Annotated in this window: 19 protein-coding genes; 2 read left to right on the forward strand and 17 right to left on the reverse strand. The window is 39.9% G+C overall.

Annotation, left to right across the window (positions count from 1 at the left end; translation table 11 throughout):
* The coding region (locus QM874_RS05005; protein ID WP_414261305.1) for an IS3 family transposase at positions 1–95 on the forward strand (95 nt) is incomplete at its 5' end.
* Between the two features lie 182 nt (positions 96–277).
* Here QM874_RS05005 and QM874_RS05010 read toward each other — a convergent pair.
* Positions 278–2,932, reverse strand: coding sequence for a DEAD/DEAH box helicase family protein (locus QM874_RS05010; protein ID WP_414316455.1), 2,655 nt, complete (start codon positions 2,930–2,932; stop codon positions 278–280).
* A 137-nt stretch (positions 2,933–3,069) separates the two neighbouring features.
* On the opposite strand from QM874_RS05010, the gene QM874_RS05015 reads away from it, so the two are divergent.
* On the forward strand, positions 3,070–3,687 hold the full coding sequence (locus QM874_RS05015; protein ID WP_414316456.1) for a TVP38/TMEM64 family protein: 618 nt from the start codon (positions 3,070–3,072) through the stop codon (positions 3,685–3,687).
* Positions 3,688–3,992: 305 nt separating this feature from the next.
* Here QM874_RS05015 and QM874_RS05020 read toward each other — a convergent pair whose 3' ends face one another.
* The 16 genes from QM874_RS05020 to aroC all read right to left on the reverse strand — a co-directional run bounded on the left by QM874_RS05020 (position 3,993) and on the right by aroC (position 22,482).
* On the reverse strand, positions 3,993–5,147 hold the full coding sequence (locus tag QM874_RS05020) for an MFS transporter (protein WP_414316457.1): 1,155 nt from the start codon (positions 5,145–5,147) through the stop codon (positions 3,993–3,995).
* 270 nt (positions 5,148–5,417) lie between these two features.
* Positions 5,418–6,344, reverse strand: coding sequence for a permease-like cell division protein FtsX (gene ftsX, locus QM874_RS05025; RefSeq protein ID WP_414316458.1), 927 nt, complete (start codon positions 6,342–6,344; stop codon positions 5,418–5,420).
* On the reverse strand, positions 6,337–7,029 hold the full coding sequence (gene ftsE, locus QM874_RS05030) for a cell division ATP-binding protein FtsE (RefSeq protein ID WP_075229851.1): 693 nt from the start codon (positions 7,027–7,029) through the stop codon (positions 6,337–6,339). Before ftsE ends, ftsX begins: the two co-directional genes overlap by 8 nt.
* A 15-nt stretch (positions 7,030–7,044) precedes the next feature.
* Positions 7,045–8,140 (reverse strand): peptide chain release factor 2 gene (gene prfB / locus QM874_RS05035; protein WP_142995376.1). Its coding sequence is split into 2 segments (ribosomal slippage): positions 7,045–8,067 and positions 8,069–8,140, totalling 1,095 coding nucleotides; the frame shifts between segments, so codons are not numbered across the junction.
* A 297-nt stretch (positions 8,141–8,437) separates the two neighbouring features.
* Positions 8,438–10,975 (reverse strand): MBL fold metallo-hydrolase, encoded by a 2,538-nt coding sequence (locus QM874_RS05040; RefSeq protein ID WP_414316576.1) that lies wholly within the window; start codon positions 10,973–10,975, stop codon positions 8,438–8,440.
* A 73-nt stretch (positions 10,976–11,048) separates the two neighbouring features.
* Positions 11,049–11,759, reverse strand: a complete 711-nt coding sequence (locus QM874_RS05045; RefSeq protein ID WP_414316459.1) for a LicD family protein — start codon at positions 11,757–11,759, stop codon at positions 11,049–11,051.
* 3 nt (positions 11,760–11,762) lie between these two features.
* Complete coding sequence (locus QM874_RS05050) at positions 11,763–13,910, reverse strand: LicD family protein (protein WP_414316460.1); 2,148 nt, start codon at positions 13,908–13,910, stop codon at positions 11,763–11,765.
* Between the two features lie 8 nt (positions 13,911–13,918).
* Positions 13,919–14,887, reverse strand: coding sequence for a glycosyltransferase family 2 protein (locus QM874_RS05055; protein ID WP_414316461.1), 969 nt, complete (start codon positions 14,885–14,887; stop codon positions 13,919–13,921).
* The gene (locus QM874_RS05060) at positions 14,884–15,720 is read right to left on the reverse strand and encodes a LicD family protein (RefSeq protein WP_414316462.1); all 837 of its coding nucleotides are present in this window, start codon (positions 15,718–15,720) and stop codon (positions 14,884–14,886) included. The genes QM874_RS05055 and QM874_RS05060 overlap by 4 nt, the downstream gene beginning before the upstream one ends.
* A gap of 142 nt (positions 15,721–15,862) precedes the next feature.
* Positions 15,863–17,170, reverse strand: coding sequence for an LCP family protein (locus QM874_RS05065; RefSeq protein ID WP_414316463.1), 1,308 nt, complete (start codon positions 17,168–17,170; stop codon positions 15,863–15,865).
* Positions 17,167–18,015, reverse strand: coding sequence for a prephenate dehydratase (gene pheA, locus QM874_RS05070; RefSeq protein WP_414316464.1), 849 nt, complete (start codon positions 18,013–18,015; stop codon positions 17,167–17,169). Before pheA ends, QM874_RS05065 begins: the two co-directional genes overlap by 4 nt.
* Positions 18,012–18,488: a shikimate kinase gene (locus QM874_RS05075; RefSeq protein WP_414316465.1), complete on the reverse strand. Its 477-nt coding sequence runs from the start codon at positions 18,486–18,488 to the stop codon at positions 18,012–18,014. The genes pheA and QM874_RS05075 overlap by 4 nt, the downstream gene beginning before the upstream one ends.
* Entirely contained in the window at positions 18,481–19,764 is a 1,284-nt protein-coding gene (aroA, locus tag QM874_RS05080) for a 3-phosphoshikimate 1-carboxyvinyltransferase (protein ID WP_414316466.1), read from the reverse strand. Before aroA ends, QM874_RS05075 begins: the two co-directional genes overlap by 8 nt.
* Before the next feature lie 89 nt (positions 19,765–19,853).
* Positions 19,854–20,192, reverse strand: coding sequence for a YlbF/YmcA family competence regulator (locus QM874_RS05085; protein WP_414316467.1), 339 nt, complete (start codon positions 20,190–20,192; stop codon positions 19,854–19,856).
* A gap of 10 nt (positions 20,193–20,202) precedes the next feature.
* Positions 20,203–21,306: a prephenate dehydrogenase gene (locus QM874_RS05090; RefSeq protein WP_414316468.1), complete on the reverse strand. Its 1,104-nt coding sequence runs from the start codon at positions 21,304–21,306 to the stop codon at positions 20,203–20,205.
* Between the two features lie 9 nt (positions 21,307–21,315).
* Entirely contained in the window at positions 21,316–22,482 is a 1,167-nt protein-coding gene (gene aroC, locus QM874_RS05095) for a chorismate synthase (RefSeq protein ID WP_414316469.1), read from the reverse strand.
* Positions 22,483–22,484 lie beyond the last annotated feature (2 nt).

A 22,484-nucleotide genomic window follows, 5' to 3' on the forward strand; every position in this document is an offset into this window, starting at 1 on the left:
TTGTAGACTATATTGATTACTACAACAACAAACGAATTAAGGTAAAACTAAAAGGACTTAGTCCTGTACAATACAGAACTAAATCCTTTGCTTAAATTAATTGTCTAACTTTTTGGGGTCAGTACATATCTACAGACGTTTATTTTTATCCTGCCACTGTTCTCGCTTCTTCTACTTTTACTTTTTTCTCCTTCTTATTGGAACCAGTCAATCGTTTCTTACTGTCTCTATTTGTGTTTATCTTTTAAGAAAATTTATTTATATATTGTGATTTTTTCTATTTCAAAGCACTTTTGACCTTCTTCTTGGTGATGAGGCGGTCATTTTTGTTGGCTAGGGATTTGAGTCGGGCTTCGAGTAAGACTTTTCTGCCTGCTTCGTTGCGGGTGTAGACTAGCTGGTAATCACCTAGCTGAGGTGCGATTGCGTCTAGAAAGAGCTGAGCTTCTTCCTTGCGCTTTTCAAAGAGGCTAGGAACTACAAAATACTTGGATTGACCTGCTGGTGCTTTTTTTGCTACTAAGAGGTAGCGTTGATTGTCCACGGGTGCAAAGAATTCACCCAAGGTCTGAGAGAAGAGCTCCTTATCTCGCATACTGCCACCTTTTAGATAGGCAAAAATGCAATAGCTATCCTTATCTTCTTCCACCTGCACGCGCGACTGGTCATCAGAAAGATGCCCCATCTTTAGCATGGCATTACGAATACCTTCACCCACCTGACGTAGGCGTACATAAGGACTCTTGTAAAAGAAATAACGAACCAGAGCAATAGTAAGCAAGACAAGACTAATAGTCGTTAACCAAGCCAAACGAATACCATTTGTTTTAAAAAGATAGATGAGGAGATTAACTGCAATCAGTAAGAAAGAATAGCGAACCCACTTTTCAGCATCAACTAGTGTCAAGAGAGGGATTTGCTTGCGATCGGTTGCTACCTCATTGACAATCTCTAGTTTATCCGCAACTACTAACGCCTCCTGCCATTTTTTGCGAAGGGAGCTACGGTCCTTGGACAATTCCTTGATTTTCTGATTATAGGCTTTAATCTTACTTTTCTTAAAAGGAGGTTTTGGGAAGTCCAAGCGATCCAGCCCTGTCTCGATGGTATCCTCCTTATAGGATAAACCTAGAAAATGCTCCATCCGACGAATTAGACTGAGTAAATCTTGATAGGAATTATCCTTATCTACTTCCTCTTCATTTTCCTTTTCCCTCAAGAAAAGATTTTTTGTATAGGGTTTGATAGCTACCAGATGCCAGATATTACTGGTCTTTTCTGGATGGCCTGACCAGATACGAATGGCACGCCCTCGCATCTGATTACTGAGCATAAAGCTCCCCACAAAACTACCTAAGATCAGAGAATTAACACAAGGCGCATCCCACCCTTCACCTAAGAGAGACTTGGTCCCGATCAAGACCTGGATGGCCCCCCTTTGAAAGAGCTCAGTTACAGCCCCTACCATACCTTTACAGGTTGAGGGAAAACCTACCTGAAGATAGGCAGCTGGATCTAGTTGACCAATGGCTGAGAAGGTCAAAGCAACTGTTGGCAAGAGTGCTTGGAGTTCCTCCCTAACACTAGTTGGCACGATAACCACACTTCCCGAAAGCACTGCTAGGGGAACAGAAATTCCCTGTTTCTGAGCACTTCGGCGAATGCTTTCAAAGTAAGGAAGAACCCCCAGTTGACTGATTGGAGCCTGATCATCCCCTAGATAGTTAGCAAAATCCTTACGGATATAGTCTGCTAGGACTAGTTGTCTCAAGTCCTTTCCGAGGCTAGCATACTCGGTCGCAAAGATATCAGCAATTCCAGATAATTTCCCCAAGGATTGATTGAGAATTTGATCATTGATCTTATTTCGAACCAAGAAAAGCTGGCGTTTGTCAATCAAGCCCCTGGCCTTCATGTCCCTTTCTATCTCTTTGATATAGTCGGGTCTTGCCTCATACCAATCAGGTGTCTGGTAGAGAATTCCTTGGAGAAGGACCTCCATCCAGTAGTAGTTCAGCGAAGGAAGGCTTTTACTGCCAATGAGATTCTTTAAATATTGAGGGATTTCTAGCTTTTGAGAATGAAGATAAATGAGGATGGCCGAGAGATACTTGGGATCTTCAAGAAGTAGATCTGCCGAGATTTGGCCTTTAAGAACCTTGGAGCTAGCAATTAACTCCTTAAACTCAGGTTCATCTACTAAGTGACTGAGATACTGCCACTTGGCATCTTCAAAGTCCTGAAGAACCTTCTCCTCTTCCTTGGTCGGAGTACAGATATAAACAAAGTCTTGGTGAGGACAAAGTGTCTCCTCCTTGACCAGTTCTGGCACCGTGATTTCTTGGTCGATCTCCCCACACATCTGGAGATAACGCGCCCAGAGTTCTGGCTCACTATCATAGGGAGGGGTTGCGGTTAGAGAAATGACCTGCAGTTTCGGATATTTCTTACGGAAGTCTTCTAGACTTCTCCACCATTCATTTCTCAAATGATGACATTCGTCCAGACAGAGGGTTTCAACTCCCTGCTCCTTAAGACTAGCAATGAGATCAAAACCGCCAAAATCCACCGTCTCACCATTCTCTTCTTGAGACTGGACCTGTTGCATAGCACTATGAAAAGCTTGGTAGGTGGCGATGGTGATTTGCTTCATGTCCTTGAGATTTTGAGACACGAGACTTGTGACTTGGTTCTCATCCTCTAAAAAGGCCTGGCTAATTCTATCCACCCATTGTTCCCGAATGGTAACTGTCGGTACCAAGACTAGAGCAGGCTTATCAAAGCGAGCCATCAACTCGATACCAATGGTTGTCTTGCCAGATCCTGGTGCTGCCACAAGGTGAACATGTCCATCTGCTTGATATTCTTGGAACTTATCCAAGACCTGCTTTTGGTAGTTGCGCCAAGTTCCATTAAAGCTTAATCCTAACATGTTAGTTTCCTCATTCTAAGCTATCATTTTCTTACTATCATTTTATCATACTTGTGTCAAAGTCACACCTAGAATACTGATAGTCTTTCTCCTCAAAATATGGTATAGTAGATTTATACTACTTAAGAGGATTTTACATGTCACAGAATAACCAAATGAAAGCTATTTCACCCCTTCTGCAACAAGTGATTCATATTTCATCGATCGTCGGTGGAGTTGGCACCTTGATCTTCTGCATCTGGGCCTATCAGGCAGGGATTTTACAGTCCAAGGAAACCCTCTCTGCCTTTATCCAACAGGCAGGCATCTGGGGGCCTCCACTCTTTATCTTTTTACAGATTTTGCAGACGGTGGTTCCTATCATTCCTGGTGCTCTGACATCGGTCGCTGGTGTCTTTATCTATGGTCATATCGTGGGAACTATTTACAATTACATTGGCATTGGCATTGGTTGCGCCATTATCTTTTACCTAGTGCGACTTTACGGTGCTCCCTTTGTCCAGTCTGTCGTTAGCAAGCGTACCTATGATAAGTACATCGGCTGGTTAGACAAGGGCAATCGCTTTGATCGCTTCTTTATCTTTATGATGATTTGGCCAGTTAGTCCAGCTGACTTTCTCTGTATGCTGGCAGCTCTGACCAAAATGAGCTTCAAGCGTTACATGACTATTATCGTCTTGACCAAGCCTTTTACCCTCGTGGTTTATACTTATGGCTTGACCTATATCATTGACTTCTTTTGGCAAAGACTTTAATACTCTTCGAAAATCTCTTCAAACACGTCAGCTTCGCCTTGCCGTACTCAAGTACAGCCTGTAGCTCGCTTCCTAGTTTGCTCTTTGATTTTCATTGAGTATAAAATTACAAAAAAGAATGAGGCCGGGACAAAATCCCGACCTCTTTTTTTATGAATATTGAGCCTTTGATAAAGCAACTGATTGGAGCATTTCTGAGCCTTCTATACTCCATAAAACTCTGTTAATAATTATTTTTACTCTACATAACTTTCAACACTTCACTGTATGCTTAAGGACTCGCAAACTCATCATCTTTTCGCTTTTTAAACTCTCTTTTTCAACAGATAGGAAACCAGACAAGAAGTAACAATCATCCATACTCCTAGAATGATAAAGGTCATTCGACCATTCGTTGTTACTAAGCCAATTCCTGAAAGAACAAAGGGTGTTAATGACGCACCAAAACTACATCCCAAAACTGCAAAGGAAGTTGCTTTATTGAGAAGCTTGGCAGGTATTTTCTCAGAAACCAACTGAAAGACAGTTGTGAGAGCGATGCTATAGGCAAAACCTCCCAAGACTGAGCCTGCCACCACTAGCCAAAGAGAAGGGGCTAGAGCAATCATAATCTGACCCACACCAAAGGTAATCCCTGCTACCAATAAGAGTTTTTCTCTAAAGGCTGAGATTAGGAAGGAAAAGCTAAGTCCCGCTAAAATCCCGATCAACTGCATGGCACTTAAGACCAAACTAGAAAGCTGAGCATCTCCAAATCCTGCCTCAATCATAAGGCTTGGAATACGGAAGGTTATGGCTGTATTGGTACATACAATAACCGATGCAGCAATAGCCAAATAAAAGATGAGCCACTTCATAGTTGGAGTTAGGTGCTCAAGCTCTTCATGTTTATGCTTAGAAACTTTCCCTTCTTCTTTATCATAGGGAACAAAAAGGAGGAATAAAGCTAGAACAACTAATCCAGCAGCATAAGCTAAAAAACTGGCAGTCCAGCCAAAGGCCAAAAGTTGCCCAACCGCCAAGGTTAAGATAGAGGCACCTACTACCTCGGCAGAACCACGAAAGCCAAGCATCTGGATACGAGTTTTACCATGGTATCGTTCACTGATGATTGAGATAGCCTTGGCGTTCAGCATCCCAACACCCAGTCCAAAAAGAAGACGAGTGACAAAGACAAAGTAGTAACCTTGATACCAGAAAGGTGCAGTTCCACTGATTGAAAGGATCAAAAGTCCCAAGGTTAATTGGAGACGCTCAGGAAAAATGCGTTCCAAAACTCCGTTCAATAAGAGCATGGCCATAATTCCAAAGGAAGGGAGACTGACCAAAAGCTCGACCTGACCTGTCGAATAACCCTGGTAATAGTCAAACATAGCAGGGAGGGCACTCGAGATTGAAAACGATGTGATCAATACTAAAGACAGAGAGAGCACGCTCGCCTTTTCTAAAAATTGTTTCATCTTATCCTCATATTTCATTCATTTTAGCTAGAAAGAGCTCGTGATTGCTTGTATCGCTTGATGAAAGTGTCTATTCACTACTTCTATCATCGGATTGCCAGCCTCCTCCATCAGCTCTTATGACAAAAAGGTCCTTTCTTATCATACACTGTTTCCAGCAAATTGGCAAGCAACTTGTAGGGCAAGTTCAAAACAAAAAAGCAGGGCAATCTGACTCTCTGAGTCCTCGATTGCATCCCACTTTTATGTGTATTAGCAATAATAATTGGCTTAGATTTTCAAGAATCGACGCATTGAGATTCCTGATCCAAGTGAACCGATACAGATCCCGATAACAAACAAGAGGCCAACCATCAAAGGAATAAAGGTATCTGGTGTAATCAGAGATAGGTTTTGTCCAACCAATGATGGGTTAACAGATTGGTAGACACGGTTATAGATAAGATAAACCATGATAGATGGAAGGGTTGCTCCCAATAGTCCAATGAAGGCACCTTCCAGCAAGAATGGGCCACGGATGTAGCCGTTCTTGGCACCAACCAAACGCATGATTTGGATTTCACGACTACGTGAAATGATGGTAATACGGATGGTATTTGAAATCAAAAAGACTGCGATGAAAATCAATAGTCCTGCAATGACCAATCCCCATACACGGATGAAGGACGCCAACTTGAAGAGACGCTCCGTATTGGCACCACCGTCTTGAACCTCAGAAACTCCTTCGATTTTCTTAGCTTCTTCAGCGACTGGTTTCACATCACTTGGTGAATTGGTATCGACAATGTAGGCATCATGAAGGGGATTGGCATCACCTTCAAAAACCTTCCACTCGTCACCCATGGTTTCAGTCAGCTTTTGGTACTGCTCTTCTTTACTTGAGAAGGTTACATTTTTAACTGATGGCAAAGCCTTAAGGGCATCATAGACCTTGTGGTAATCATTGTTAGTGACTGTCTGGCCTTCTTTAACAATGGTTTCGCTATTGTCTTCAACATCTTTACGAACATAAACCATGACGCGGACGTTGTTTTCAATATCCGTCGCCAATTTTGCAGTATTAAAGATAACTGAGGCAAAAATAGCAACCAAGGTCAAGGTAATCATGACCGAACTGACAGCAGCAATGGTCATCCATCCATTACGCTTCAAACTCTTTAAAGCTTCTAATAGATGGCGGAAAAATCTACTAATCATCGTATCCGTACTCTCCTTTCGCTTCGTCACGAACCACGCGACCATTCTCGATGGCAATGACGCGGTGGCGCAAGGTATTTACGATTTGACTGTTATGGGTTGCCATCAAAACTGTGGTTCCTTGAAGATTGATACGTTCCAAGAGGTTCATGATTTCCCATGAGTTATCTGGGTCCAAGTTACCTGTTGGCTCGTCCGCAATCAAAACCTTAGGATTGTTTACGATAGCACGCGCAATGGCGATACGTTGTTGCTCACCACCTGACAATTCATTAGGGAATGAACGAACCTTGTGTTTCAAACCGACAAGATCCAAGACTTCCATAACACGTTTTTTGATATTACGACGACTTTCACCGACAACCTCCATGGCATAAGCAATGTTCTCATAAACGGTTTTCTTTGGCAAAAGTTTGTAATCCTGAAAGACAACTCCTACGTTTCTACGCAAAAGTGGTACATCTTTCTTTTTAATCTTCACGAGATTAAAACCTGCAACCTGCAAGCTTCCTTTTTCTACTTTAACCTCACGATACAAGGCACGGATAAAGGTTGACTTACCTGCACCTGAAGGACCTACGATATAGGCAAACTCTCCTGGTTCAATACTCACAGAGACGCCACGTAGGGCTGTTGTCCCGTTGTCATACTTTTTGACAACATCTCTCATTTCAATGATCGACATGTGACTTCCTTTCTATTAACTAATACGCCATTTCAGATAGGCATCAATGAATCCATCTAAGTCTCCATCCATAACCTTATCTACCTGCGCAACTTCAAAGCTGGTACGATGGTCTTTGACCATGGTATAAGGGGTAAATACATAGGAGCGGATTTGGCTACCCCATGTGATTTCTTTCTTATCCCCCTTAAGGGCATCTACCTCAGCAGCTTTCTTTTCCTGCTCCATTTGATAGAGTTTTGCCTGGAGCATCTTCATCGCACGATCACGGTTTCCGTACTGAGTACGGTCAACGGTTGATGCAACGACAATCCCTGTCGGAATGTGGGTCAAACGAACACCCGTTGAAACCTTGTTGACATTCTGTCCACCTGCTCCACCTGAGCGGAAGGTATCCATCTTGATATCATCCTCACGAATGTCAACTTCGATGGTATCATCCAACTCTGGCATAACTTCTACAGAAGTAAAGGAGGTATGACGGCGTTTGGCCGAGTCAAACGGCGAGATTCGTACCAAACGATGTACTCCCATTTCCGACTTAAGAAGCCCATAAGCATTTGGCCCTTCAAAAGACAAGGTCACCGACTTAATTCCTGCTTCATCACCAGCTTGATAATCCAATACTTCCACCTTGAAGCCTTTGGCATTTCCGTAACGAGTGTACATACGAAGGAGCATATCTCCCCAGTCTTGGGCTTCTGTTCCCCCAGATCCTGGGTGAATCTCTAAAATAGCATTATTATGATCATAAGGCTCTGACAAGAGCAGAGTCATCTCATAGCTGGTCATCATCTGATCTAGTTCAGCTAGCTTCTCAACCAACTCATCCTTGACAGACTCATCCTCTGCTAAAAAGTCTAGTAAGATTTCAACCTCATCCTGCAACTCTTCCATGGTATGGAAGGTATTGTAGGTATTTTTAAGTTCATTTAATTCTTGCGACGTTTTTTGGGCCGCAATATTATCGTTCCAAAAATCAGGTTCTGTCATTTTGTTTTCCAAAATGGCAATTTCTTCTTCTAACCCTTCGAGGTCAAAGAGACCCCCTAAAAGAAGCTAATTTTTCACGATTGGCGTCAATTTTTTGACGAATTTCTGAAATGTCCATATATACTCCTTTTTTGCATCGTTTTATTATACCATAATTTTTCTTATTTATCTAATCAGTCGGTTTTAAAATTTCTTATCAAAATATTTCGATTTAAAGACAAAGAGGATGTTTTCAACAACTTAGGGTATAAAGAATCAAAAAAACACCCCAAAGCTGATCAATATTCTCATCCTAAAAACATTGATCAATTCTTTGAGATGTATATAAATACTATTTCATGAGAAAACTAGGTAGTGAGTGAAAGACTAGCACAAAGGAAGTTTTCTCGAAAACTTAGTAAGAGGTAAAAAGCACTTATTCTTTATCTGCCTTCAAAGTCGGTTTTGTTTCAGCAGCTTCCTCTTTTTCATTGGCTTCTGCTGACTTTTCTTCCTTATCTGCTGGCTTATCAGAATCCCTCTTAGGATCTTCTTGACTTCCCTGAACTTCTTCCTCTTTTACAGGATTTAAGCTCCAAATACCATCTTGATTGACCTTGTAGCCATCAGGTGTTGTTCCATTTCTTAGAAGTGAACCATCTGCTTGGAAATAATACCAATTGCCATTCAGTTGTTTCCAACCTGTTTGCATAGCACCATTAGCATCAAAGTAATAACTTTCACCATTTACTTTGTATAGTCCAGTTGCCATCTGACCAGTTTCAACGTCAAGATAATACTTAACCCCTTTATCTTGGAGCCAACCTGTCTTCATAGCTCCGCTAGTTGCAAAGTAGTAATAATGATTGTCTAGCCATTTCCAACCGGTTTGCATAGCTCCGCTTGCATTGAGGTAATAGCGAGTGCCATCAATTTCTTGAAGACCAGTTAGCATGATGCCTTCCTTGTCTAGATAGTACCAGGTGTCCTTATCTTTGAACCAGCCAGTCTTCATGGCTCCGCTACTTGCAAAGTAGTAGTAATGATTGTCTAACCATTTCCAACCTGTTTGCATAGCTCCACTTGCATTAAGGTAATAACGAGTGCCATCAATTTCTTGCAGGCCTGTGAGCATGATACCTTCCTTGTCTAGATAGTACCAAAGGTTCTTATCTTTGAACCAGCCTGTCTTCATCGCTCCACTGCTTGTGAAGTAGCTATAATGATTATCAAGCCACTTCCAACCTGTTTGCATGGCTCCACTTGCATTAAGATAATAACGAGTTCCTTCGATCTCTTGTAGGCCAGTTAGCATAACACCTTCTTTATCCAAGTAATACCAAGTTTCTTTATCCTTAATCCAGCCTGTTTTCATTGCTCCAGAACTTGCAAAATACTTCCAATGACCTTCAATAAGGGCCCAGCCTGTTTTCATGATACCATTGTTATCAAAGTAGTAGCTTGATCCATTGATTTGCTTCAAGCCAACTGCTCGAATACCATCTTCATCATAATAATACCAGTTTGAACCTATCTTTTGCCAGCTTGAAGCTGTCCCTTCTGTTTGCAGAGCACCATCACTTGCAAAGAGCATTTTCTTACCTTTGAAGACTTGTAAGCCCGTCAGCATTTTCCCATCTTTATCAAAGAGGTACTTTTGCCCACCAATTTCAGCTAGTTCATTATAAAGTCTTGCACCTGTAGAGCTGATATAGTACCATGAGTCACCTTGCTTAAACCAGCCCTCATACTGCATCTTACCATTGCTATTGAGGTAATACCAGTTGCCTTCCAATTTTTCCCTGCTATCATTCAAATGAATCCATTTGTTTGCTTGCATTTGACCTTTTCCATTAAAGAAATAATAGATATTATCAATAGTGCGCCAACCAATGGCCATTTCATTATCAGTCAAACGATATTTCCAGTAACCATCTTCTTGATACCATCCTTCAGATACTGTAGGAATATCTGGGAAAGAATCAGAAACATTTGTAAAACCAGAATCAGCAATATTAAATACCGTTGCATCCTTAGTTAAACTAGATGCATGGACCACTTGAACATTCTTCTGTTTTAGATAATCTCTTGTTGAAGCCAGATTTGCATCATAAGAAGACGTATGTACCACCATACTAGGTGAAAGAGAATCTAAAAAAGGAATTGTATTTGAAATTTGAGCATCATAATGATGATTCCATTTCATCATGTCTACTTTGCCAATTTCTGGACCTAATCTATCCTCAGCACCTTCAGCATTATCTAAGTCACCACCAAGATATATCTTTTTCCCTGCAACAGTCACTACTGCAACCAAGGAATTCGAATTATCATCATAGACTCTTTTCAATTTGCCATCCGGACCATACTCATTTTTATAGTTGTAGAGTTGGATATCCATATCACCCAATTTGAAGCGACTATCTTCTTCCTTAATATCTTGAACAATAGTTACTCCTTTTTCACGGGCAACATTGAGTGCATTATCATAATTAAAAAGATTATCCCACAAACGCCACTTACTAGTAATTCTCTCATCAGTATATTTTTTTAAATAAAGTTTTCCGACTGGATAACGTTTTAGAATTTCATCCGCGCCACCGATATGATCACTATGGACGTGCGTTCCTAAAATAAAATCCAATTTTTGGATACCAAGTCGATTTAAATGACGAAATAGTCTATCTTCCAAAACTAGTTCATTCTGTCTTGAGATACCAACTCGACTTGGATAACGTGGATCCGTTCCATCTGGAAAATCATAATCTTCCCCCATGTCAATTAGGGCATAGTGACCATTGCTCTCCAATAGAATGGCATCACTTCCTGAAGCTCCCTTGGTATTGATAAAGTGAATACGATTCCCAGAACCTGCCGAAATAGTGTCAGCCTTTACTGCTTGCAGGTGATTTGCAGTAACTGACAAGAGTATGATACTAAATAAGATTGACTTTTTTAACTTTTTCAAATCTATCACTTCTTTCCTTAAAACTTATCTGGTGTCATTCACAAATAGACTTTGTGATTCATTTGTAAGTGTACTTAGCTTATTTCTTTAAAACAACTCGGGCTAATTTTGCATCACCTTGTTTATAGATTGGATTTTCTTTCCAATTATAATTGGTATTTGGAGTTTCAAAATCAGCTCCATACAAGTGACTGATATAGTCTCTAGTATTCTCTGGAATTTTCACATCTACGCCCTTAAAGTTTGCGACTTGTAATTGACTGAATGGCAATTCGTAATGATAGACCTCATGACGAGTTGGTACTCCCAAAGCATTAATCATAAAGAAAATCGTATCGGAGGAGATTGTTTCCCCTTTTTTATCATAAACAATAAGATCTACATTCAAACCTTTAAAGCTGTATGATAGTTCTACCAATTGTTCATTGTAGTAAAATTCTTTGGTTCTTGAGAAACCTCTTTCCAAGAGATATTGTTCATCCTCTACAAAGCGTTGATAATCTGGAATAATGATGCCAAAATCCATATCCAGGTCATGGCTAATAAAATCATTTTCTCTAAAAAAGCCTAATAGAGTCCCAAAATCCAACCAAATATCATAATCTTTTAAAGGAGAACTATAAATAGTTTGAAGAATTTCTTCAAAGTTGTCTTTTAACAACTCACTTCTTTTGGAGTCCAATTCAACGTTCGCTTTGTCATTGAGACTTTTAATGATTGGTAAGTTCTTGATGAGGTCTTTCTTGTCCCCTAAAAGACTTGCCAAACTTCTTTTTAACCATTGTAACACGTCTTACACCTCTTTTATATAAGCGACAAAATCATCATGTTTCACTCGTTTTTCAACTGGTGGAATTTCCATAAAATCATCACCGTAGATAGCTGACAAGATCTGGTGAGAAGCTTCTGGAATTTTATAAATTCTATCTTCGAATGGACTATCCATTACTTTATCAAGCAACGTCTTCTCAAATTTTGTAGAAGTTCTCTTATTTTCCATCAAATAATCAATAGAATCATTATCATTAGCCTGCATTGAGAGAAGGTTCATTTTTTTATTCCAAGTTTTAACTCTTGTTAAACGGAAAACAAGTACTAATAGATATCTGACAATATTCTTCAATCCGGCATTTTTACTATGAATACCATAGAGAGTATAAACAGAAAGTCTGCGATAGGTATCTAGTTTAACCATCTCTTTATTGACATCAGCGTAATAATCAAATGGGAATACATCCACACAAATTCCTAGATCGATATCATTTTCAATGTAATTGTTTTCATACACCGTACGAGCATCATAAACTCGATAAAATGGATAAGGATAGCGAGCATCATTTTCCCAAGATGCTACTTTATAGATAGGGTCATTGTCCCGTAGAACTGCTTGGTATAGCTTGTCATACTCATCACGTTTCAATGAGATATCAATATCATCATCCCAAGGAATATAACCCTTATGTCGAACGGCTCCTAGTAGGGTTCCGTAAGCCAAAGAATAATTAATATTCTCTTTTTCACAGAGATTATGAATATAGTCCATTACCCCTAATTCTAAATCCTTAATTTCATCTTCATTTAGTTGTCTATATCCATCTCTCTTTTTAGAAATAACAGAGAAATAATAGCCTGAAATCATAAACAGAATACAACCCAATAATGAGATACCATAGAAGGTTGAGCTCAAGAATAAGTTAGAAATCAAGATAACGACTGTCATCAGTAAGCCTGAAACAAGCTCAGGATCAACTCTGTCTTCATCTTTGTCTTTTTTGAATTTTCTAAGACTTGAAATGATAAATGAGAGCATGAAAATAGCGATCGGCAAGATACCAAAGATACCGTTATAGAATAATAACTCTAGGTATCCATTGTGAGTTAAGTAATGTTCTTTAATGATATATGCACTTGCATCATACGTTTTCCCTAACTCATACCAGTTCCCTGCTGAGTAACCAAATAGAGGTCTCTTTGGAATGAATGAAGCTGTCGATTGCCAAATAGCAAAGCGATTATTGGAGATATTTTCTTCGCTAGTATCAGTTCTCTCTAATGTTAAATTATTGTTTTCACCTTTTTCTTTATTGAGCTGAATTTCTGCAGAGTGAGCTCTCAAGTATAAATCACTGCTATATTTGACACCATTATAAGATAAAAATACTAGTCCTACTGTTAACAATACGGCGACAAAAGATTTTATCTTGTTACGGAATTCAAATTTCACTAAAGAATATAGAAAAGCGGCCACAACCAAACAAATGTAAGTCGTTCTTGAACCAGATAAAACGATATAAGCGAAATTAAGAAGAATGGATGAAATAGCTAAGGTTTTAACAAATTTACTGAAGAAAGTTAGCCTCATCCCTAAGTAAATAATAATAATTAAGGAAATAATCGATAAATAGTTAGGACTTGCCAAAATACCAAATAAACGGGATTCAACAAATCCTTGACGAATTAACAAACCTTTATAGTCGAAAACTCTATATCCGATTAGCATAAAAAATTGAACAAGAGATAAGAAAACCCCAACAGTGTTTGCAACAGTAATTACTGAAAAGAATACGTTAAACAAAATTCGAGATTTTTCTCTACTAAAGTTTTGAAAAATTGGGTAAATAGCAAAGAAATAGATAAAGAAGACTACCAAGTTTTTGATATTTGTTGAAAAACCATACTTCATCACCAGTAAACTTGTGATAATATTCATGGCAAAAAAGATGATTAAGTACTCAATTTTTCTAACGAATAAATAGGCCTTCTTTACAAAGAAATTGTATAAACCTAATAGAACTCCCAAAAGAGTCATACCTAGGGTAACAAATTTATTTGCAGAGATGAATTGAAGGGGGACAATGAGTCCCGCCATACAATAAAAAGATATGACTGATAAAAATACCAGATTAATTTTAAAATAGTTTTTCTCAATAATAGAAATCATTTTCTCTCCTAACGGCTATGTTGACGAAGTAAAATCTGTGTGTAGAGCTTTCTGCTGAATAGTAGAGCTAGAAAACTTATTTTTCTAGCATTGGTAAATCTAGCATCTCTTAAAATATTCAATCTATTCTGTTTTAGATAGTGTATCAATTTATCTTCTAGTAGTTTATCTTTAAAATCAGAATCAATCAACAATCTATCCAAGACATAGAAATAGGCCCAATTTAAACGCATCGTTGCAACATCAGCGATTGCGGGATAGTGCTCTCTTATTATATTCGCATTTTGCTCATATGCTTCAATCACATTTAAGAATTTTAATGAGAATTTTTGTGTAGTAATACTATTTTCACGATGGACATAATAATACTTCTTCTCATTAGTCGCAACAACCTTCTGGCACTGATCCAATAAACGAATCATAATAAAAGCATCTTCAGCAATTTTTCCAACTTCAAATCTAAGATGATTAAAGAGTTCTTTTTTATATAATTTATTAACAGCAGTCACAGACAAAATCTTTGCTTCCATGACCATTTTTATGGCTTCTTCTGAAGAAAGTTCCCAAGTTTTAATCTCTGAGACTTGTTTTTCAGGTATTTGATGATAAACATCATAATGTCCACACATAGAGAGATCTGCATTTGCCTCTCTTAAATGACGGTAGAGAGTCTCGTACATATCTTCGTCAATATAATCATCGCTATCAATAAAGCCAATTAAATCTGAACTTGCTTCATCAATTCCTCTATTTCGAGCATCAGACAAACCACCATTTTCCTTATGAATAACCCGAATTCGTTGATCTCTAAGCGCAAGTTGATCACATAGTTCACCACTCTTATCAGTCGAACCGTCATTGACAAGCAGTATCTCAAGATTACTATAGGTCTGTTTTAAAATCGACTCTACACATCGTTCCAAATAAGCTTCTACATTATAGACAGGAACAATAACACTAATTTTTTCTTCCATCATGCTCCATATTCTCCCTTATATTCTCTATAACTCTTATCCATATCTGCTATAACGGCATCATGGTGAGGGACTTGCTTATCAGCTGGAGGCGGTGTCATGTAGTCACCAAAAGCTGTACTGAGATAGGCATCATAACCAACTGGAATAGGCATTTCTGTTCCCTCGAATGGTAGGAAAACGTTGTCTTCAAAGGCCTGAATTGGATACTTTTTCTTCATGTATCCTGGCCCTGAACATAATTCTGTAATGCCATCACTTTCAGCTGGTCCATACTTGGTCATTTCTTTCTCAGCCTTTTTCCAGATACGATAGCGAAGTGATTTAGGAGTCAATCCTAGTAAAATGGTACTACCCCACTTCATGAGAGCTCCATGCTTTTCTGGAATGGTTTGTGCACAAAATAGAGAATAAATCAAAGCCCAGCGGACCTGTTTCTTGCGCTCTGCTGGATTTTTAGGGTAATAGTCTAAGGGTAATACATCCAAGGCCAAGCCATGTGGAAGATCCAAATCTTTCTGATAAGGCTTGATACACGTCGTTTCCTTATCACGGATTGTGATAAAAAGGTTGCGATCTACATAGTCTTTATGACTCTTTGACAAGAAATAACGCTCATCCGCAAATTGAGGCCAAAGCTCTGCTAATTTTTCATAGTCCTTACGAGGCATAAAGAAATCTAAATCATCATCCCAAGGAATGAAACCCTTGTTTCGTAAGGCTCCAATGGCTCCACCACCACATAGATAACAGAGCAAGTCATGTTTTTTACAAAATGCAACAAAATACTCAGCCATTTCTAGGCTACGAGTTTGAATTGCCTTTAAATCACTCATCTATTTTTCATCCTCTTCTATAGAATACATCATTTTATTATACCACAAAAATGGCTTATAAATCCAACCAACTATGTGAAAAATCAAAGCCTTAGACACCCATTTAGTTAGATGTTTCAAGCTTTGATTTTAATTAATTCTTTTATCTGAATCCCATTTGGGCCAGCTTATTCTGGTAAGCTTTTTGATCCACTCGAAGGGATTGGCCTCCATAGACGTCATAGTCATCCACCCAGTCGCCAAGTTCTGGAACTGTCAGTTTTTCAATCCCATTTTGAGCTCCTTCAAGAACAGATAGGCCATTGGTCAATAAGAAGGTATAAGGTAGGTTTGTTGAGGTCATCGCAAAAACTTTCCCTAGAGCTTCTGAACCAGTGAACAATTTTGTCGGGTCTTTGATTTGTTGTAGAACCGCGGTCATAACCTGTTGTTGACGACGAGTTCGTCCGTAATCACCTTCATCATCGTCACGGAAACGAGCATAGTTAAGAAGAGTTGAACCGTTCATTTGCTGTTTACCGGCTCGAATAGTTTGAGTAGGTGACTCAGTTGCCGTTGCGTGCAAATCATCACCCACTGTCGCTTCTGTGACCGGAACTCCATTTAAAGTTGAAAATTGGGCATCGATGGTTACACCATCAGGAAAAAGGGTATCTATTGCAGTTGCAAAGGCTTGGAAATCAACGAGCGCATAATATTTGATATCCAGATCAAAATTATCCTTGAGGACCTTGCGAACCATTTCGGCTCCTTGTTTTCCTTCTTGTTCCCCTAATTCGTAGGCCAAATTTAATTTGTGATCAGCTTGTTTCTGACCATCGATAACCTGACTATAACCATCAATGTAAACTAAATTGTCACGCATAAAGCTAACGAGCTTGATTTTTTTATCCTTACCACTTACGTTTAGAACCATGACTGAGTCTGTCCGCGTTTCGGAACTATCTTGTCCAATCCGTCCATCTGTTCCTAAAATCAGAATATTTACTCCATCACGAGTGTCTTGACCGTTAAAAACTTCAACTTGAGCCGCTTTAGCATCCTTAGGATTATTAGAGTTAGCAGACTGGAAGCCTTTTAGGAACATGAATGTCATTCCAACCGCCACGCAAAGAAGGAGGGCTAATAGCCAGGTAAAGATTCGTTTGAATCGAAAACCAGTTTTTTTCTTTGGCTTCTTGACTTTTGGAGCCTTTATCTTTGCTTGACCTTCTTTTCGGCGATCAGATCGACTACGGTTAGCATAGGTCGGCAGGTCGATACTGGACTCTGAAAAAGCCTGCTCCTTCTCTTCTGGATTGAATGGCTCACTATTTTCTTGTGGACCATCCAACTTGGCTTGTAAAAAGGCAAATTCTCTTTTTTCCTTATCATTCAAATAATGAATATTTTTCAAAAGATAGTCATAGCGTAGTTTTTCATGATGTGTTAAAGGATTCTCTCTAGTCATAGGTTCTCCTTCCCTTTATCTTGTATGGTATAGATAGGGTAAGCTCCCAGTACTTTATACTGGATTCCAATTGTTTCTAATTCTTCTTGAGCAAAATGAACCAATTCTTTATCTCTATAGTCAACATCAATGATAAAGAAGTATTCACCAAGTGCAGTTTTAAGGGGACGACTTTCTATCTTGGTTAAGTCAATCCCTCGCCAAGCAAAGGTCGAGAGTGCCTTGTAAAGTGCACCAGGTAAATTGTCTGGCAAGGTTACTGCTAGGCTCATTTTTTCAGTTGCATCTTGTAAAGGAATCTGTGGCAACTCTGCCCCCAAAACCCAAAAGCGAGTGAAATTGGCTTCCATCTCTTGAATATCTTGAGCAATTAATTCCAAACCATATTCTCCAGCCGAACTTTTGGGGGCAATGGCCGCAAAAGGCTGATCTGGATGCTCGGAAACATAGCGCGCAGCGTATGCTGTACTGGCAGTGACTTCTAGTTGAGCATCTGGATAATGCTCATCAATAAATTTCTTCCCCTGCGCCAAGGCCTGCGGATGAGAAAAGATTTTCTCAATTCTAAACTGGCCTGGCACTGCCATTAGTTGTTGATGAATTGGCTGTACAATCTCCGCTACAGCTTGAATGCGAGCTTGATGGAAAAGATAGTCCAGTGTCTCATGAACACTACCTTCAATGGAATTTTCAACTGGCACTACTGAATAGTCTACCAATCCCTGTTCATAGGCCTTGATAACGTCTGTAATATTTGAAAATGGCTCCAGTTCCTCATGAGGAAAAGCCGTCTGCACCACATGGTTCGAAAAAGATCCTTTGGGACCTAGATAGGCAATTTTCATATCAATTCCTCTATAATTTCCTCTGGGCTTAGCTTGGACACATCGATAACTTTACTAGCCACTTCCTCATACCAAGCCTGTCTTTCATTAAAAATTGCAGCCAAATCTTCCTTGCTATTGTTCAGAAATAGTGGGCGTTGATTGTCCTTATCAGCTGAAATTCGCTGGTAAAGGGTCTCAAAATCTGCTTTTAGATAAATGCTATCTGGATTTTGCTTGAGTAAGGCACGATTTCGAGGAGAAATAACGATTCCTCCTCCTGTGGAGATAACTTGATCTGTCTTTAGCAGATCAGCCAAAACTTCTTCTTCTATCTGACGGAAGGCTGCTTCTCCTTTTTCTTCAAAGAAACGAGCAATTGGCATCCCCAGTCGATCTTCAAGCAAGGCATCCATGTCTACAAACTCAGGATCTAATCCTCTAGCAATAGTAGATTTTCCTGCCCCCATAAATCCAAGTAAAACCTTAGCCATGAATCAAAGTCTCCAAATCATCAAAGAAGCTTGGGTAGCTAGTATTAATGGCTTCTGCACGATCCAATTCGACATCTCCATCTGCAACTAAGAGTGCTGCAATGGCTGTCATCATACCGATACGGTGGTCTCCAAAGGTGTTGACTCTGGCTCTATGGAGGGCAGATTTCCCTTTGATAATCATTCCGTCTGCTGTAGGAGTAATAGTTGCTCCCATGCTATTTAAAGCATCTGCGACAACTTGAATGCGATCCGTTTCTTTAACCTTTAGTTCTTCTGCATCTTTGATAACTGTTTGACCTTGAGCTTGGGTAGCAAGGAGCGCGATAATCGGCAATTCATCAATTAAACGTGGAATCAAGGTCCCGCCAATCTCTGTTCCCTTCAAATCTGAAGTTTCAACAGTCAAGGTTGCAGACTTAGCCACTGGGTCAATATCAGTAATTTCTATTTTTCCACCCATAGCACGGATGACCTCGATAATACCTGTACGTGTTTCATTAATACCAACATTCTTAAGTACCACTCGAGAATTCGGAACAATCAAACCAGCCACTAACCAGAAAGCTGCACTCGAAATATCTCCCGGTACAACAACCTTTTGTCCACTAAGTTTCTGTGGTCCTTGGACAGTGATTTTCTTACCATCGACACTTAACTCCCCACCAAATTGACGCAACATATCTTCTGTGTGGTTACGAGTGCACTCCTTCTCGATAATGACTGACTGTCCTTGAGCCTGCAAGGCTGCAAAAATCAAGGCTGATTTAACTTGAGCAGAGGCAATCGGCAATTCATAATGAATAGGTTTTAAGTTTTTTGTACCTTTTAAGTGCAACGGTGGCAAGTCTCGCTCTGTTTGACCTGAAATACTAACTCCCATTTCTTTCAAAGGAAGGGTCACACGGTCCATAGGGCGTTTGGAAAGACTGTCATCTCCAAACATCTCCACTTCAAAATCTACACCAGCAAGGACGCCTGAAATCAAACGAATAGAGGTCCCAGAATTCCCCATATCGAGAGCATTCTGAGGGGCTTTCAATCCATCCATACCAACACCTTGAATGGTAACGACACCCTCTTTGTCCTCTATCTCAACACCGAGGTCACGAAAAACTTGCATGGTTGACAAAACATCTTCGCCACGCAAGATATTATAAACCTTCGTCTCGCCCTCAGCCAAGCTCCCAAAAATGATAGAGCGATGACTGATAGACTTATCACCTGGTACTCGAATACTACCGTTCAAGTGCTTAATGTTTGTTTTTAATTTCATACTGGTCCTCATACTGACAATACTTTTTCTTATTTTATCACAAAAAAGTCAGAAATTCCTTAAATTTCTGACTTTACAAGCTATAAATTCTATTTCAATAGTTCTGAAATCGGTTCAAAAACAATTCGTTCGATATCAGATAGGTAGATGGATAATTGTTGTTGTTTGGCAAAGAAGGCTGATAGAAAAGCATTTCCTTGAATTTGCTTACCAAAGCCTTCCATTTTTTCTTGGAAAGAGGCATCTGGCATTTGTCCAGTTTGTGCCATGATTTGGATTTCATGCTGAAAAGCAATATAATCTGCAAAAATTTTGCTTGCTTCTGCATCTGCTTGGATGGCATCTCTAGCTTCTTTAACTGCCTTGTATTCAGGCAATTCGCGTAGTCCACGACTTAGTGCATTTGCACTATCATAAATATTTGACATGATTTTCTCCTTATTTAATAACGACTGTGTAGTCAGTATTTTCTGTAATAACTTGCTCAGCACGTTTTAAATCCTGAGCATTCTTAAATGAAATTTGTAGAATCCCGTGAACATCCTCACGGTTTTCCTCATTGATATGGATATTGACCAAGGAAGTTCCTCGTAGCAATTCCAAGATGCGCAAAATCACATCTTCCTCATCGGGAACATCTACATAGAGGTCATAAGAGCTATCTACACCGCCACGTTTATGGATTTCCATAGCTTGGCGTTGTTCCCGCGCTTGATTGAAAAAGTTCCAGATTTGGTTTTCATCACCCTTGCTGATTGCTTGCTCAATCTCGTCCAAACGACCCTTGAAATCCTCGATGCGTTCAATAATAGTTTCTCGATTGGATAAGAGGATAGAAGTCCACATTCCTGGCTCACTTTCGGCAATCCGAGTCATATCCCTGAAACCACCTGCCGCAAAACGTCGTGCCATTTCATGCTCTTCAGCATAGTTGGCAGTTTGTTCCATTAAACCTGATGCTAAAATATGAGGAAAATGACTGATTTGAGAAGTCACTCGGTCATGTTCTGTAGCATCGATTTCAATGAAACGAGCGTGCAGACCTGACAGCAAGTCCTTCATTTCTTCAAGCATGTCTGGAGTCGTTAGGCTCGAAGGTGTGAAGATATAGTAGGCATTTTCAAAAAGATTAACATCGGCAGAAGCCGCTCCTGTCTTATGACTCCCTGCCATGGGATGAGCTCCAACAAAGCGAACGGACTTATCAGCAAAATACTTCTCTGCTGTAGCCACGATAGCTGACTTGGTCGAGCCAGCATCAGAAATAATGACACCTTCTTTCAAGTCCAAGTTAGCCAATTCCTTAATAAAGGTAATAGTTTGCTTGATTGGCAGGGTTAGAATGATGACGTCTGCAAGTGGAGCAAAACTGGCAAAATCATCCGTCGCTCGGTCAATCATTCCTCTCTCCAAGGCAATATCTCTAGACGCTTGACTACGATTGTATCCTAAAATTTCATAATCAGGATGATCCCGCTTGATTCCGAGTGCCATGGAAGCACCAATCAAACCTAGTCCTGCGATATAGATGGTTTTTGCCATAAGAACTCCTTAATAATTCTTTGTATACTCCCGATGTTTCGCAACAGCTTCTTTTAATTCTTCCAGATTATCTGATGAGAATTTCTCTAGAATTTCTTGGGCTAAGACCGTTGCTACGACTGCTTCCATAACGACACCTGCTGCTGGAAGAGCCGTTGGATCACTTCTCTCCACCGTTGCCTTATAAGGCTCATGAGTTTCGATATCGACACTCATCAATGGTTTATAGAGAGTCGGAATTGGTTTCATGACCCCACGGACAACAATTGGTTGGCCATTAGTCATACCACCTTCGAAACCACCAAGATTATTAGTACGACGAGTATAGCCATCTTCTGGTGACCAGATGATTTCATCCATGACTTGGCTACCCTTGAGATAACCTGCTTTAAAACCAAGACCAAACTCCACTCCCTTAAAGGCATTGATGGAGACAACCGCTTGAGCTAGTCTTGCATCTAGTTTTCTATCCCATTGAACATAAGAACCCAGACCAACCGGAACACCACCGACAATCGTTTCAACAACACCACCGATGGTATCTCCATCACGTTTGATTTGGTCAATATAGTCCTTAATTTCCTGCTCACGTTCTTGGTTAACGATAGAAACTTCTGACTGGGCAGCTAGTTTCTTAATCTCTGCGACTGTTAAGTTTTCTGGAACATCAATTTCTTTGCCGCCAAAAACAACAACATGGTTAGCAATTTCGATATCAAGCTCAGCCAATAGTCGTTTAGCCACAGCCCCGACTGCTACTCGCATAGTCGTTTCACGGGCAGATGAACGTTCCAGGGAATTTCTCAAATCATCAAAGCGGTATTTGATACCTCCTACCAAGTCAGCGTGACCAGGGCGAGGATGAGTGATTTTTCGTTTACTTTTAAGTTTATATTCAATATCATCTGCAGACATGATATCTAGCCATTTTTGATGGTCTTTGTTAATGACATCCATGGTAATGGGAGCCCCTGTCGTCCTCCCGTGGCGAACACCAGAAGTAAAGACAACTTGGTCACTTTCAATCTTCATACGACCACCACGTCCGTATCCACCCTGGCGACGTTTGAGATCCTCATTGATATCTTCTGCAGTCAAAGGCAGTCCTGCAGGAATTCCTTCAATAATTGCTGTCAGACGAGGACCATGTGATTCTCCTGCTGTTAAATATCTCATAC

It is taken from the genome of Streptococcus infantis (assembly GCF_047463615.1).
Taxonomy (GTDB): domain Bacteria; phylum Bacillota; class Bacilli; order Lactobacillales; family Streptococcaceae; genus Streptococcus; species Streptococcus infantis_X.